This is a genomic window from Psychrobacter immobilis, from assembly GCF_904846225.1.
Lineage (GTDB): Bacteria > Pseudomonadota > Gammaproteobacteria > Pseudomonadales > Moraxellaceae > Psychrobacter > Psychrobacter immobilis_F.
Window position 1 is genome coordinate 1 of sequence record NZ_CAJGZJ010000032.1, and the last position, 15,738, is coordinate 15,738.

General features: G+C 41.8%; 10 protein-coding genes and 1 pseudogene. 9 read left to right on the top strand and 2 right to left on the bottom strand.

The window, feature by feature from the left end; translation table 11 throughout:
* Positions 1 to 321: 321 nt before the first annotated feature.
* From JMX48_RS13270 to JMX48_RS14265, 5 genes and pseudogenes are all read left to right on the top strand, one after another.
* Positions 322 to 954, top strand: coding sequence for a hypothetical protein (locus JMX48_RS13270; RefSeq protein ID WP_265088795.1), 633 nt, complete (start codon positions 322 to 324; stop codon positions 952 to 954).
* A gap of 127 nt (positions 955 to 1,081) precedes the next feature.
* A complete protein-coding gene (locus JMX48_RS13275) occupies positions 1,082 to 2,656 on the top strand; it encodes a Dyp-type peroxidase (protein WP_201538584.1) in 1,575 nt (524 codons plus the stop codon).
* Positions 2,657 to 2,716: 60 nt separating this feature from the next.
* Positions 2,717 to 3,865, top strand: a complete 1,149-nt coding sequence (locus JMX48_RS13280; protein ID WP_201538586.1) for a catalase family protein — start codon at positions 2,717 to 2,719, stop codon at positions 3,863 to 3,865.
* A 219-nt stretch (positions 3,866 to 4,084) separates the two neighbouring features.
* Positions 4,085 to 4,867, top strand: a complete 783-nt coding sequence (locus JMX48_RS13285) for an IS30 family transposase (RefSeq protein ID WP_201538588.1) — start codon at positions 4,085 to 4,087, stop codon at positions 4,865 to 4,867.
* Positions 4,855 to 5,010: pseudogene (locus JMX48_RS14265) on the top strand (IS30 family transposase); the annotation flags it as partial. The gene JMX48_RS13285 and the pseudogene JMX48_RS14265, both read left to right, overlap by 13 nt.
* 69 nt (positions 5,011 to 5,079) lie before the next feature.
* Here JMX48_RS14265 and JMX48_RS13295 read toward each other — a convergent pair.
* Positions 5,080 to 5,985, bottom strand: coding sequence for a LysR family transcriptional regulator (locus JMX48_RS13295; protein WP_201501268.1), 906 nt, complete (start codon positions 5,983 to 5,985; stop codon positions 5,080 to 5,082).
* Between the two features lie 294 nt (positions 5,986 to 6,279).
* On the opposite strand from JMX48_RS13295, the gene JMX48_RS13300 reads away from it, so the two are divergent.
* The 4 genes from JMX48_RS13300 to ppc all read left to right on the top strand — a co-directional run bounded on the left by JMX48_RS13300 (position 6,280) and on the right by ppc (position 13,966).
* A complete protein-coding gene (locus tag JMX48_RS13300; protein ID WP_193007398.1) occupies positions 6,280 to 7,986 on the top strand; it encodes an L-lactate permease in 1,707 nt (568 codons plus the stop codon).
* A gap of 62 nt (positions 7,987 to 8,048) precedes the next feature.
* On the top strand, positions 8,049 to 9,755 hold the full coding sequence (gene dld / locus JMX48_RS13305) for a D-lactate dehydrogenase (RefSeq protein WP_198329965.1): 1,707 nt from the start codon (positions 8,049 to 8,051) through the stop codon (positions 9,753 to 9,755).
* A gap of 127 nt (positions 9,756 to 9,882) precedes the next feature.
* A complete protein-coding gene (gene lldD, locus JMX48_RS13310; RefSeq protein WP_201538590.1) occupies positions 9,883 to 11,025 on the top strand; it encodes an FMN-dependent L-lactate dehydrogenase LldD in 1,143 nt (380 codons plus the stop codon).
* Between the two features lie 166 nt (positions 11,026 to 11,191).
* Positions 11,192 to 13,966, top strand: a complete 2,775-nt coding sequence (gene ppc / locus JMX48_RS13315) for a phosphoenolpyruvate carboxylase (RefSeq protein ID WP_201538592.1) — start codon at positions 11,192 to 11,194, stop codon at positions 13,964 to 13,966.
* 336 nt (positions 13,967 to 14,302) lie between these two features.
* Here ppc and JMX48_RS13320 read toward each other — a convergent pair whose 3' ends face one another.
* Complete coding sequence (locus JMX48_RS13320) at positions 14,303 to 14,818, bottom strand: RepB family plasmid replication initiator protein (RefSeq protein WP_201538594.1); 516 nt, start codon at positions 14,816 to 14,818, stop codon at positions 14,303 to 14,305.
* Between the last annotated feature and the right edge of the window lie 920 nt (positions 14,819 to 15,738).

The window sequence follows — 15,738 nt, forward strand, 5'->3', positions numbered from 1 at the left end:
GTGGTTTGATTATTATCGTCAAGCTGCATAACTAAAATCTCCCAAGTTTAACTATACGGATTTGACGGCAGGGGTCACTATAAATTTAAAATTTTGTTCAAAATTTAAATGAGAGTGACGTTTGCTATCTGTTTAATTTTGTGTGAATAACTTGCTCCGCTTCGAGATTTTTATCATGTCTGTTATGGTAAGAACCAATAAGTTGATAGCGAATCGACAACTTATTTTTATAAATATATTTTGTACAAGGTATCTTTTTAGAAGATATCTTTCTATAAAGCATTTCCAAATAATAACAACATAATTATAAGGTCGAACATTATGAGTACTGATTCTAAAAACAATAATGCTAAAAAAAATAAAAAACCTGTTATCGATAACTCTGAAGATCTAAAAGACAGACTCACTGAGTCTATCGATGCTTTTAAGCTGCGTGCCAATCTTCTGATGGCCAATATAAAAGAAGGCGGGGATGATGGCTACGATCATTCAACGACCACTGCCGGTGAGAAAGGACTTAAATCAGGTAAGGTTTCAGAGTTAACGGTTATCGCACCTCTAAAAGAAGGCGGTGCAGAGCGTTTAAAGGAGATTTTAAAAATCGCTGGCGGCAATCTAAAAGGTGCCACGCGGGTTGGGACGTTGCACGATTTGCGCTTTGTATTTTTAGATGACGATACTAGAGTGCTATTTTGTACCGCTTATGATGGCGATTGGGACCCTTATATCGACGACTTTGCGACCAAAATCCCTGAGCTAATGGATATCTTATTTGGCAGCGTTGAAGGTTGGCCTGGCATTAAAGACCCCAGTGTCAAACAGTTCATTCTAGATCATCAAATCACTGCCGCCGGTTGGTATGTGGGTATCCCGCATCTTACAATACAAGATATTCGCCGCCAAGACCGCATCGTCAAAGGCATTAATAAAGCGCTGGATGAAGCACAGTCTTAATGCGGGTAGTGAAGCGGTAAGATATTACTAATTTATGCCATTCTTTTATATCACCATTTTTAAATGGGCTGGACGATATAAAAGAATGGCAAAGTAAACTCATACAATGATAAAAATAGGTTTAATAATGAGTAAAAATACTGGAAATAATAATAAGAATGATAGTACCTCAAAAGACAATCATCCTTTAACCACCAAATTACACGAATTGAAAGACGAGTTCGGCAATCGTATCGAAGACAGCAATTTTGAATCTTGGTTAGCAGATATTAAAAAAGAAGTCGGCGATGGTATCGAGACACTAGCCCATAAAGCACGCGGCGTCTTTAATCCAAACAAAGTCACTATGCAATTAGAGGATATTCAATCTATTATTTTACGCGATCGACCGACGCCTTATTTCGGCACGGTCGTCGCCCTAAAGATTAACAATGCGCAAGTCGGGCGGCAACTACTCAAAACCGTTTTGCCAGACGTGACTTGCAGTAAGGCGTGGCATAAAGACATGCAGGCGACGCTATCTACTGTCATGACTTACCAGGGCTTGGAGGCGCTAGGCGTGCCACAGTCGTCATTAGATAGTTTTCCAGAATCCTTTAAAGCAGGTATGGCAGGACGCGCTGATAAATTACGTGATGCTGGCGTCAATGCACCAGGAAATTGGGTTGCTCCTTTTGGTGAACAGGGCGATATCCATGTTTGCGCGGCGATTATTGCTGATAGCAAAGAAAAGTGGCAAATAAAGCTGAAGGAGCTGCAAGACAATATCAAGTCATATATCGATGAGAATAATCCAGCAAAAGGCGATATTGAAATTCTCATGGAGCATGCTTTCGGTTCAGACAATAACGTTAAAAACGTCTTCGGTTATCGTGATGGCATCAGCAACCCAGAGATTAAAGGCAGCGGTATTCAGACACCGTCCAGTAATACTGATGATGCCGTTGCAGCAGGGGAGTTTGTATTAGGTTATGAAGGAGAGGCGGGCACGATAGCACCAATGCCGCAGCCAGAAATCTTGGGCAAAAACGGCTCGTTTATGGTACTGAGGGCTTATAACAGTCATGTGGCCGCCTTTAATAAATTTCTAAAAGAAAATACGCAGAGTGACGAAGAAGCGGAGTTACTGGGCGCAAAAATGTGGGGACGTTGGCGTTCAGGTGCGCCTTTAGTCTTGTCTCCTGAGCATGATGACCAAACGCTTGGTGATGATCCAAGCCGTAATAATGATTTCGGTTATAAAGATGACCCTTATGGTAAAAAATGTCCATTTGGTGCGCATGCTAGGCGTATGAATCCAAGAGACAGCAAAGACTTTATTTTATCTGATGTGCGTTTGCATCGTATTGTTAGACGCAGCGTTGGTTTTGGTGAGGCATTGTCGCCCGATGTAACTGAGGATGATGGCAAAGAGCGCGGGTTATTCTTTATTGGTATCAACGCCCATGCTATGGAGACCGTTGAGTTTTTACAATCTCAGTGGATCAATGATGGTAATTTTATGAGCTTAGGAGAAGAAAAAGATCCGATGCTTGGTGTCCATCATGGCGATAAAGACGCAGCTGCCGATACCTTTACCGTACCTGCTGACCCTATTCGTCAGCGCTATCACGGTATCGAAACCTTCAATACCTTGTACGGCGGTGAGTATTTATTTATCCCAAGCTTATCGGCATTAGAATGGATTAGTGAATTGTCTTAGAAGTTTAAAAATTACGTTTTCTTTACAAGAACAGCTACTTATAAAAAAGGATTAAAAAAAATGTTAAAAAGATTATTTAAACCTAAATATGTGCCTTATGATGCAAAATATATTCAACTGAGCGCAGAAGACGAACGTAATATCCGCACCATTACCGACGATATTAAAAGCTATATCTCTCGAAGTGATAAGGCCAGTGACATTGATTATCACACGCGCGATGCCCATGCCAAAGGCTACTGCGCCCTTAAAGCCAAGTTTGAGATATTAGACAATCTGCCTGCTGAATACGCGCAAGGTTTTTATGCCAAATCAGGCATTCATGATGCCGTTATCCGTTTTTCTAATGGTGCCTCACGTGTATCGCCTGATCGTAAGCTTGGCTTAGCGCAAGGTTTAGCGATTAAGGTCTTTGATGTAGCAGGTGAAAAATTAGCGCCAGAGGAAGAAGATAGTACTAACTTTGATTTTAATTTGATTAATCATCCGGTCTTTTTCTGTAATCGAATCGAAGATTATGCTTATATCTCTAAGCTGTTTTTAGAGTTGCCAAAATACGCTGAAAAAGGTGCAAGAGGTAAAGCGCAATTCGCTTTTAATTGGTTAACCAACTATGGCTCAAGGTTACCGACTAGAGAGTCTTTTAAAACCTTTAAAGCAGTTGGTGGATTTACAACGATTGAGCCAAAAAACACCTTACTTTATGATTTTCATTCACAAGGCGTGGTGCGTCATGGCGACTATATGGCGAAGATAAGAGTCACGCCAACCAAAGCAGCGGCTAAGAAAATTACCCGTCGTGAGCTTGATGTGAATGCACGCGAGGAAGCGATTCGCCCGCTGATTATCGATGAGATACGCGAGCATGATTATCAGTTTGATGTCCAAATTCAGCTTTGTCGTCATCTAAAAAAGCAGCCGATTGAAGAGATAACCACCGAATGGAAAGAGTCTGATGCGCCATTTGTGACGGTAGCAACGTTGACGATTCCTTGCCAAGATGTGCCTGATGACGGTCATTTTGACATTATGGAAAACCTGTCTTTTACGCCATTTCGCTGCTTAGAGGAAAACCGTCCGATTGGTAATTTGCAACAGTCGCGTCTAAAAGCATATCAAATAGCGTCGCAGACTCGTCATAAACTGAATGACGTTAAACGCCGCGAGCCTAAGAGCTTAAAAGAAACCTTTGATAAGTCATTCTTTTAACTGTGTCTAAATTGAACCGCTCGACTATATCGGAGAGCGTTTTACTTGAGTCAGGCAGCAATGCCTGACCGAATCAAATTATCATAATACCGCTTTTCAAATTCAAAAGGTGGCACTTAGATTAACACATGAAGTGCAATTTCAAAGAGCAGGTGAAAAAAAGACCTAGATGCGCTAGCATCAAAGTTTTTATCCACCGACCAAAGTGAGATTGCAACCATGAACTATACACATCTAAGCCTATGGGAACGATACCAGATTTATGCCCTTATAGGGGCAAAACATAGTATTAATTTCATAGCTCGAGAGTTAAACAGAAGTCCCAGCACTATATCAAGAGAGCTTAGGCGTAATAAGAGCCTACGCGGTTACCGAGTGAATTATGCTCATAACGAAGCTTGTGACAGACGGGCTAACAACGCCACAACTATTGTGGCTGACATCTGGGCATGGGTGACAGACAAGCTTAAAGAGAACTTGCGTCCTGAACAAATAGCCGGGTTTCATGGTGGTATTAGCCACATGAGCATCTATCGCTATATATGGAAGGACAAGAGACAGGGCGGCACATTGTGGCAGTGTCTCAGACGTAAAGCCAAACCATACCGTAAACGTCTAACCGCTGAGACTCGTGGTCGTATCAATGACAGAGTCTCGATTCATGAACGCCCTTGTATTGTTGAAGAACGCTCACGTATTGGTGACTGGGAAGCGGATACCGTTATCGGTCAGCATCATAAGCAAGCGATTGTAACGCTCGTTGAACGTAAAACAGGGCTACTGAAGATGAAGCGTGTGGGTCATAAAACGGCACAGCAAGTATCAGAGGCAATGATAGAACTCTTAAAGCCAGTGAGGTTACAGGTTAAGACCATTACCTCTGACAATGGTAAAGAGTTTGCTCAGCATAAGAAGGTGAAAAAAAGCTCTTTAGCCTTTTCTTCTTTGCCGATGCTTATGCGTCATGGCAGCGAGGAACCAACGAGAATACAAATGGCTTGATCAGAGAGTACTTGCCTAAGGGTTGTGACTTTAGACAAGTCTCTGATAATGAGATGCAGGACATTGAGAACAAACTAAATAACAGACCAAGAAAACGCTTAGGGTTTAAAACGCCTATGCAGGCGTTCTATAATATTAATTAGCGTTGCACTTGGTATGTTAATCTAAGATTCCATTACTCTTTTTACATACATCAAAAACAGGCTTATTACTTAGTAGTAGTAAGCCTGTTTTTGATGTAATGAGTCTCGTAAATGTGCAACGAGCAGTTTTAACTTTTGATCCGGTTGTCTGGCCTTAGGATAAACCGCATATAGCCCCAGCTTCTTGCTGGTAAAACATTGTAAAATCTGCGTGAGTGTATTTTTCTGTATCTCCTCATAGATCAACACTTGTGGTAAAAAAGCGATACCTAAATCGCTAAGCGCGGCTTGTTTAATTGCACTCAGATGATTGCTATGAAACCGACCAGGGACAGATATTAATTGCTCTTTGCCGTCTATATATAGCGGCCATGTACTGTTAGCCGTATTATCAAACTTATAAACCAAGCACTCATGATTTTGTAACTGTTCAGGAGTTTGAGGCGCACCATGTTGCTCTAAATAGGCTGGAGTCGCGCATATAATCCACTGGCTATCTATAAGGCGCCTTGCAATGAGTGAAGAATCTTCAAGCACAGCGGTCCTTAGTGCCAAATCAAATCCTTCCTCTATCAAGTCAACCAATCGATTGGTAATTTGTAACTCTACTGATACTTCAGGGTGTTGTTTACAGAATTCGGCAATAGATTCGCTAAATATGAAATTCGCAGAGACCACAGGCATGGTTATACGTATATGACCTTTCATATCTTCGCCGTAACCCGTGACAGCATTTTCAGCTTCTTGAAAGGCGGATTTAGCAATTTTAGCTTTGTTATAAAGCGCCCTGCCTGCATCGGTTAAGCTCAACTTTCTAGTGGTTCTATAAAGCAGTTGTATATTTAAGTTCTCTTCTAATCTCGCAATGCGCTTGCTCACTACCGAGTTCGTCAATGATAATTTTTCAGCGACTCTAGAGAATGACCCTTCTTCGACAACTTGAACGAATAAAATCATGTCGTCAGCTTTGGTCACACTTGTTCTCCAATTTTAGTAATGTGTTTCTAATTATAGCAAAAAAGGAAAATAACATTGTCCATTGATGCAATATATCAATGAATTAACAAGGCGTAGACTATTTCAGGGCATTTTTAACATTGGGACATAAACTGTCGCAAGTCGTGCTCGGCTTTGTCTACAAGACAGCTTTAGTAAATAAGCAGTCCCTATTTGTGAATATTTAATACAACTTAGTCATCATAGATTCGTCAAAATAAAGGCTTCGATGACTTAGTTCAAGGAAGATCACACAATCAAAAGGATGTAATTTTGAATCAAACAATATATGGGCTTTTGGCATTACTGCCAATCGTTCTCTGTGGTATTTTTCTGATAGGTTTGCAATGGTCAGCTAAAAAAACAATGCCTATCATTTTAGTGGTTACCGCTGCGCTTGCCATTTTTATATGGGATATGACGCTTAACCGAGTGTCATCATCTATTATTCAGGGTTTGGTCATTACGGTTTCGGTATTGTGGATAGTCTTTGGTGCTATTTTTTTGTTGAATACATTAAAACATACTGGTGCAATCGCCGTTATCCGTGCTGGGTTTACTAATGTATCGCCAGATAGGCGTGTGCAAGCCATTATTATTGCATGGTGCTTTGGTTGCTTTCTTGAGGGCGCCTCTGGTTTTGGTACAGCTGCCGCTATTGCAGCGCCTTTGCTGGTGGCAGTAGGATTTCCGGCGCTGGGTGCGGTGTTGATGGGAATGATGATACAAAGTACACCTGTATCATTTGGTGCGGTCGGTACGCCTATTGTGATAGGGGTAAATGATGGGTTAGATAAAGCTGCCATTAGTGCTCAACTGGCACAACAAGGAGTACAGTGGGGCGAATTTTTACAACTGATTACCAGTCAAGTCGCCATTATTCACGGTGTCATTGGTACGTTTATGCCACTTTTTATGGTGATGATGCTCACTCGCTTCTTTGGTAAAAACAAAAGCTGGCGGGAAGGCTTTGCGATTTGGCCGTTTGCAATTTTTGCAGGCTTGGCATTTACAATCCCTTATATGATAACCGGTGTTTTTTTAGGGCCAGAGTTTCCGTCACTGGTCGGTGGCTTGGTCAGTATTACTGTCGTTGTTAATGCTGCTAAAAGAGGGTTTTTGGTACCAAAAACCACATGGGATTTTGAACCGCAAAAAAACTGGCCGAGTGAATGGCTTGGTAAGTTAGTGGTCAGTAAAGAAGATATTACGCTAACCTTGAGTGATAAGAAGATGTCCACCCTTATGGCGTGGTTCCCTTATTTATTGGTTGCCCTTTTACTGGTGTTTTCAAGAGTATTTACAGGCTTTCAGTCTTTACTTAACAGTGTAGCAGTAGACCTAACCTCGATTTTAGGTGAGACAGATATCAGTGCCAGTTTTAGTCCTTTATACTTACCGGGCGGCTTGTTACTAATTAGTGCTTTGGTTGCCGCCGCTTTTCAAACTAGAAAGCCCGTCAGCGCACTAAACAGTGCCTTTAAAGAATCAGGTAAGACTGTGTTAGGGGCAGGTTTTGTACTTATCTTTACGATTCCAATGGTTAGAATTTTTATTAATTCAGGCATAAACTTATCAGATGTGGCGAGTATGCCAGTCGCCAGTGCAGAGTTGTTTTCAGGTACTTTTGGCAATGTTTTTCCATTGATTAGTGCAACCATTGGTGCTTTAGGTGCATTTATCGCAGGCTCTAATACCGTATCTAATATGATGTTCAGTCAATTCCAATATGAAGCCGCCATGAGCTTACATATTTCACCTTCTCTAATCATCGCAGCGCAAGCGGTTGGTGCCGCAGCCGGTAATATGGTTGCCATACATAACGTGGTGGCTGCATCAGCAACGGTGGGTTTACTTGGTATGGAGGGCGCCACACTTAGGCGTACTATTTTACCCACCATATACTATGTGTTGTTCTGTGGCATCATCGTCATGGCCGCCATTTATATTTTTGGTTTTCAAGGTCCCTTGGCATCATGAGTGACACACCATTACAAGATAAGGAGCGTCATATATCTTCGTCAAATCAAGCTTCTCAAGGCATGCTTAGTCCTGATCAGGTGTTAGATAAACTAACCAACTTGCTAGGCGCGAGTAATGTACAAGCTGATCCAGAGAAAAATGAGCACTATAGAATGGGGTGGCGCTCTGGTGGCGGCAGTGCCTTAGCGGTTTTGTTTCCGCAAACATTGCTGGACATTTGGCGTAGCCTAGAAGTGTGCGTTGAAGGCGACTGTATTATCATTATGCAAGCGGCAAAAACAGGCCTGACTGAAGGCTCAACACCAAGCGGTAATGACTACGATAGACCCGTTGTGGTGATTAATACGCTTGCCATAAACCAGTTGTATTTGGTGAATGATGGCGAGCAAGTGATTAGCTTGTCTGGGGCGACATTGCATCAGTTGCAAAGTCAGCTTAATGCTGTCAATAGAGCGCCTCACTCTGTCATCGGTTCCTCGACGTTAGGTGCGTCTATTATTGGTGGTATATCTAATAACTCTGGTGGAGCTCTGGTTAAAAGAGGGCCTGCTTACACCGAGCTTGCATTGTTTGCCCAAATAAATGAACACGGTCAACTGGTGCTAGTCAATCATCTAGACGTCAAGTTGGGTGATACTCCTGAAGAAATATTAACGAATTTGCAAAACGGTCATTTTGATAGAAGAGAATTACCTGACACTGGTAAGCTCGCATCTGACAGAGAGTACATCGCCCGAGTAAAAGATGTTGATGCAAGCACGCCCAGTCGCTTTAATGCGGACAAGCGCAGACTGTATGAAGCAAGCGGCTGTGCTGGCAAGCTTGCCGTATTTGCAGTACGTCTTGACACTTATCCAATAGCGGCAAAAGAGCAAACTTTCTACATAGGCACCAACAGTGTGAGTGAGCTTGCACAGCTCAGAAGACAGATACTATCCCGCTTCGACAATATCCCTGAAGTGGGCGAGTATATGCATCGTGATATATTTGATGTCTCCGCTAAATACGGTAAAGACACGTTCTTGAGTATCAAGCATCTCGGTACAAATGCTTTACCTAGACTGTTCTCTATCAAAGGCGCTATGGATGCAAAATTTCATAAGTGGTCATGGATGCCAAAGCATTTCACTGACAAAGTCATGCAGTTTATCGCTACTCTATTTCCAAAGCATTTGCCCAAGCGCATGATGGAGTACCGTAATCAATACGAGCATCACCTCATCATAAAAATGAGTGATGAAGGTATAGCAGAGGCTCAAGATTTTCTGAAGACGTTTTTTGATGCGTCGGACACGGGTAACTATTTTGAATGTAGTCAGGAAGAATCAGAAAGCGCGCTTTTAAATCGTTTTGCCGCAGCCGGTGCCGCATTACGCTATGAAGTTATACATGAAAAAGAGGTCGGTGAGATATTAGCGCTGGATATTGCCATACCACGTAACGAGCTAGAGTGGCTTGAAAGCTTGCCTGAAGACATTGAAAAACACTTAGAAAAGAAGCTGTATTACGGACATTTCTTTTGTTATGTGTTTCATCAAGACTATATATTAAAGAAGGGCAGTGATGCCAAGCTTGTTAAAAAGATGATGTTAGAGCTATTGAGCGCACGCGGAGCCAAATATCCTGCTGAGCATAATGTCGGTCATCTATACGAAGCAGAGCCTGATTTGCAGAATTTCTATAAAAGTCTAGACCCAACCAATAGCTTTAATCCCGGCATCGGTAAAATGTCAAAAACCAAACGTAACTGCTCGTGCTGTTTGTAATAGGCAGTTTGGGCTAAGCTTGCTGCTTCAAAAACAAGCCAATTGCATCCATCGTTTAGCACTAATCAATAAATAATTAGAGATTCAAAAATATTACATAGATATCTAACAGAATAAGGGCAAGCGTATGATTATTTCATCTCCAAACGACTACAGGGCTGCTGCCAAGCGCCGACTGCCACCATTTCTATTTCATTATATAGATGGCGGTGCTTATGAGGAATATACCTTAAAACATAATGTTGAAGATTTATCAAAAATTGCCCTTAGACAACGTGTACTGAATGATATGTCACAGCTTAGTCTCGAGACGCAGTTATTTAATGAAACTCTGTCTATGCCTGTCGCGTTGTCACCCGTAGGTCTGACAGGTATGTATGCCCGCCGCGGAGAAGTGCAGGCCGCTATGGCAGCCGATCAAAAAGGCATTCCGTTTACCATGTCGACAGTTTCGGTTTGTCCGATTGAGGAAGTAGTGCCTAAAATTAACCGTCCAATGTGGTTTCAGCTTTACGTATTAAAGGACCGAGGTTTTATGAAAAATGCCTTGGAGCGTGCCAAAGCGGCGGGGTGTTCGACCTTGGTTTTCACGGTGGATATGCCGGTACCAGGGGCACGCTACCGAGATATGCACTCTGGTATGAGCGGTAAAAATGCCGCTATGCGCCGTTACTTCCAGTCTGTGATGCATCCGCAATGGGCATGGGATGTAGGACTGAATGGCCGTCCGCACGATCTGGGTAATATCTCTACTTATTTAGGCAAGACAACAGGATTGGAAGACTATATAGGCTGGCTAGGTAATAACTTTGACCCCTCTATTTCTTGGAAAGATTTAGATTGGATTCGAGAATACTGGGATGGGCCTATGGTCATCAAAGGTATTTTGGATCCAGAAGATGCTAAAGATGCGGTGCGTTTTGGGGCAGATGGAATAGTCGTATCCAATCATGGTGGACGACAATTGGACGGTGTTTTATCCAGTGCACGGGCGCTGCCTCCTATTGCTGATGCGGTTAAGGGAGAGATTAAAATCTTAGCCGACTCTGGTATACGTAATGGCTTAGATATTGTGCGCATGTTGGCTTTGGGGGCTGATATTTGCATGCTAGGGCGCGCCTTTATCTATGCTTTAGCAGCAGATGGAGGTGCAGGGGTAAGCAATTTACTAGAACTGCTAGATAAAGAAATGCGCGTCGCGATGACTTTAATTGGTGCCAAAACGATTGCTGATATTAATTCTGACTGTTTGGTAAAACTGAGTAATTAAACCGAGTCTGCAGAGTTTGTAAATACATGAAATGAGCTCATTGTCTTGAATGATGATCACCGAGAGCTTCAAGAGCCCCATAAACAGGTTAAGTGGCTTACCATAAAAGAATTATGCTTAAGACCACACGACTATTTCACCCACTAATTTAACGAGAAGGTTAAGGATGACTATAAATAATGACGTATTACGTGAACGCATCAGCTTATTAGGCTCATTTCTAGGAGATGCGATTTCTCGCCAGACGGGCGAAGAAACACTTAATACGATTGAAACCCTGCGTAAAGGTTTTATTCAACAACGCCGTGAGCCTAACGAAGCGAACAAACAACAACTCATCGACTTCATCGCCTCGTTAGATAATCAAACATTAAAAAACGTCATACGTGGCTTTTCTATCTACTTTTTCCTAGCAAATTTAAGTGAAGAAAACTACTTACGCGAGCAGCGTCATGCCTTGCGTATGCAATCCGATCAAAGCTGGGAAGGCTCGTTTCGCCGCACCTTGCTTGAATGTCGCGAACGCAATATTGAACCTGCCCAAATGCAAGAGCTCATTGAACAGCTAAAATTCATACCTGTCTTTACCGCCCATCCTACTGAAGCGCGCCGCCGTACGACCATGAATCTATTGCAGAGTCTATTTACTCATAGCGACGCCTTAAACAATCTTGCAGAAGACAGCTTTGCCTACGAACAAGCAAAAGAAAAAACGGCGCAAACGATTGATCTATTATGGTCATCGGATGAAGTGCGTACGCGTAAGCCATTAGTCTATGACGAGATAAATAATGGCCTGCATTATTTTAATGCCAGTTTATTCAATGCCATTCCCAAGGTTTATCGCAATATTAAAGACGCCATTGTCGACATCTATCCAGAGCTAACAGACTACCCATTACCTGCTTTCATGAGCTTTGGCTCTTGGATCGGTGGCGATAGAGATGGTAATCCCTTTGTCACTCATGACACCACAGAAATGGCGGTATTGATGCATGCCGATACCGTGCTACGTCATTATCAAGTACTGCTAAAAAAACTGCGTCGTGAACTCATTCACAGCGATACGATTATCAAGATTGCGCCAGACGTTTATGCTCGTATAAAAGCGTACGCCACTCTCGATCAAAAAGTATTTTATTATAATCCTGACGATTACAACAATGAGCCGTACCGCAGATTGTTGTCGATTATTCTTGCCAAAATAAAAGCGACCAATCGCCACATTCAAAGCAAAGGTACAGACCTCGACGCCGCACACGATGCTTACGCCAACCCGCAAGAGTTGTTAGAAGATTTACGCATCATTCGAAAAAGTGTCAATACTCATGACAAGGCTCATGGCGAAGGCTTATTACTCGATACGATTCGTCTGGTCAAAACCTGCGGCTTTCATCTAGCAGCGCTCGATATCCGTCAAGAGTCGTCTTATCATAGTGAAGTGATTGCTGATATTTTTGCCAGTGCCTCAAATTTACCAGACTATCATGCCCTCACTGAAATAGAACGCCAAGAGTGGTTGACGCGTTTACTTGCAAAGCCTGGTACACCGCTCATCTATACCGATAATTTAACGGATAAAACCCGTGAACAATTAGCCTTGATGAACTCTGTGGCGACATTACGTAAACTGGTCGGGCAAGATACTTTCGGCAGTTATGTGATTTCGATGACCAACAATGCCAGTCAATTATTAGAAGTCTTACTACTCATGCGCTTTGCAGGCTTATGTAAGATTGATGATAAGGGGCAGTTGTCTGCTGACTTACCCGTCGCACCCTTGTTTGAAACCATCGAAGATCTTAAAAATATCGATAAGATCTTACCTGCAGTTTTAGATAACCCGCTGTATAGAGGGTTGCTTGCGCACTCAGATAATACTCAAGAAATCATGCTAGGTTATTCAGACTCATCAAAAGATGGCGGCATCATTACGTCTGCGTGGCAGCTTTATAGCGCGCAGCAAACCATTAACCTTATCGCTGCTGAATATGGTATCAAAACACGCCTGTTTCATGGGCGCGGTGGCTCTGTCAGTCGTGGCGGTGGCTCAACGCATAATGCAATTGCCGCTCAGCCAGCAGGGACACTGCATGGAGAAATTAAAGTCACTGAGCAGGGCGAAGTGCTTTATGCCAAATATGCCAACACCGATACCGCTGTATTTGAGCTCACCATGGGCATCACTGGTACGCTTAAAGCGTGCTCAACAAGATTTGTGGTGCAACCGCCTGAACTACCAAATTATGAAGCACTCTTTGCGCGTCTAGCCGATGCGGGTGAACAAAGTTATCGTACGCTGACGGACCATACCGAAGGGTTTTATCAGTTCTATTCACAAGTGACGCCAGTGCAGGAAATCTCTTTATTAAATATTGGCTCGCGCCCAGCGCACCGTAATAAAGGGCTGCCAAGTAAGACAACCTTGCGGGCGATTCCTTGGGTATTTGGTTGGTCTTTAGCACGCTTTACCCTACCAGCTTGGTATGGCGTAGGTAGTGCTCTTCATAGCGTTAAAGAAGACGAAGCTTTAATGAGGGAGATGAACAGTTGCTGGCCATTTTTTAACGTATTTATTAGCAATATTGAAATGGCTTTTACTAAGTCTGAGATGAGCATTGCTCAGGCTTATAGTCAGTTATGTGAAGATGAGGGATTACGTGAAAAGATTATGCAAGCGGTAATCGATGAGCATCATCTAACCTTCTCAGGTTTGAACTCTTTGCTTAACCAGACATCGTTATTGGCGCATCAGCAAAGCCTTGCCGCGTCACTACAATGGCGAAATGCTTATTTAGATCCGATTAATTATATCCAAATCGAGTTGTTGAAACGTGCCAGACAAAAAGACGCTACAGATAATGACGATGATCTTGCTGTTGAAGATCCATTAATACGTAGTATCAATGCTTTGGCAGCGGGTCTGCGCAATACGGGTTAATTACTAGAGAATTACGTTCAGATATCTAACTTATAACCTAAATACATTGACTTCCTTTAATTAACTTAAGAAGGTTGAGGAGGGATAGAGGGCAACTAATTTAGATATCTGAGCTATGCTAGTAGTTGAACATCTGTATAAGGGACTAATCTTTGTTTTTATAAAAAATTTTATGACAAATGACTTTGTATGTAGTGGCATAATAAAACACGACTGCATAGCACGATTGGTTATGTGTCACCTTTTGAGTTTGAAAAGCGGTATTATGATAATTTAATCCTGTCAGGTATTGCTGCCTGACTCAAGTAAAACACTCTCCGATATAGTCGGGGCGGTTCACAAGTTATCAATCGTTATCTGGTTGGTTTTACCAACAGACTGCCATTGCATCATCAACTCATACAACCTGATTGCATATTCGCTTTGCAACTCACTAACCTGCTTTAGATCGTATTCTGTGTACTGCTCGGTTAGTCTCGTTATCAATGGTATAACGTCATCTGTAAACTGTAACTCAATCATTCCAGCCGCATTAATATACCTTATCTTTTGTACCCATCTGATAAAATTATTGGCATCTTTACCTGTCGGTTCGTGAATATCATCATATTCAAAATGAGCGTCAAATAAGCCTTTGGCCGCGCTTTTCAATGCTTTATAAGCTGAATGCTTTTCTACCTTAAATTGTTCTTGGTAGCTGCTTGCATGGATTTGTAGCAATCCTCTAGCATCAATCAACTTCTCTTGTTCCCTTGCTACAACAATGGCCAAGAAGATAATGCGCTGCTCAGGTACGCCAAGCGAGTAACTGGCGCTGATTAATTTATTATGTTTGGTCACTAACTTGCTCATTATTTACTTGCTCGTTGACGGTCGATATAAATACTATAATATCATTAAATTACAACTTCAAATACATTGTAATTATAAGGTCGCTAAACGTAAGGGTATGGGTCGCTAAACGTAAGGGTATGGAGGTTAATAGCTATGACTGGCAAGGGTTACAGCGGACGTAAAAGCTCTTAAAAGCTTTTAAAAACATTAAAAACACCAAAAACACCAAAACCTAAGAATATGCATCTAAATAATCCGCTACCAAACGCAAAATTTAAGACAATTTAAGAGATTTGCTAAGCTTATTTTTTTGATAAATTTAGGATCAGAAATCATCACATGCTAGGAATGGTTCAGTTTGTTGAAGTGTTTTGCTAAGCAGCTACTTAAACTGTCTTATAGGCTTGTTAGGCATGCTAAGAAAGTTATTAGGTACTTATGATAATTAGAGCCTACAAGATGCTTAAACGAGCGCTAGAGAGCGATTATGATAGCAAAGGGAGAGGGAGCGACCACAGTTATATAGAATTTTGCTAAAAAGAGGTTACTAACCATCTTTTTTATTCAAACAGTCTGTTTTAAGTAGTCTGTTAATAGGTTTGAGGGGCTAAACAACTGGTTCCCTTGGGGTATACCTATAAAAAGTAATCTTAAGGTTTTGTAGTATAATTGTGCATAATACAAAAAACAAAGCCTTTGGTAAGCTACCAATGATAGTGCCATATTTGTTTGAAAAAGTTGGTTAAAATAAGCTTGTAGAAAAATTGGGTAATGGCTACTATGTGTAGTATTGAGAACTCAACATGCTTCTAATGCTTAGGAAGAAACTATGAAAAAGCTTTTAGTTACAGTTATTGGATGTATAGTCAGTCTTTTATAAATAAGATACAATGCTTTTAAAATAAGCGAAGTAGCAGAAGAATCCATGACCTATTCAG

What these genes read in the sequence shown, in the direction of transcription:
- JMX48_RS13270 (WP_265088795.1), top strand. Translation starts at nt 322, where the DNA reads ATGAGTACTGATTCTAAAAACAATAATGCTAAAAAAAATAAAAAACCT.
- JMX48_RS13275 (WP_201538584.1), top strand. Translation starts at nt 1,082, where the DNA reads ATGAGTAAAAATACTGGAAATAATAATAAGAATGATAGTACCTCAAAA.
- JMX48_RS13280 (WP_201538586.1), top strand. Translation starts at nt 2,717, where the DNA reads ATGTTAAAAAGATTATTTAAACCTAAATATGTGCCTTATGATGCAAAA.
- JMX48_RS13285 (WP_201538588.1), top strand. Translation starts at nt 4,085, where the DNA reads ATGAACTATACACATCTAAGCCTATGGGAACGATACCAGATTTATGCC.
- dld (WP_198329965.1), top strand. Translation starts at nt 8,049, where the DNA reads ATGCTTAGTCCTGATCAGGTGTTAGATAAACTAACCAACTTGCTAGGC.
- lldD (WP_201538590.1), top strand. Translation starts at nt 9,883, where the DNA reads ATGATTATTTCATCTCCAAACGACTACAGGGCTGCTGCCAAGCGCCGA.
- ppc (WP_201538592.1), top strand. Translation starts at nt 11,192, where the DNA reads ATGACTATAAATAATGACGTATTACGTGAACGCATCAGCTTATTAGGC.
- JMX48_RS13320 (WP_201538594.1), bottom strand. Translation starts at nt 14,818, where the DNA reads ATGAGCAAGTTAGTGACCAAACATAATAAATTAATCAGCGCCAGTTAC.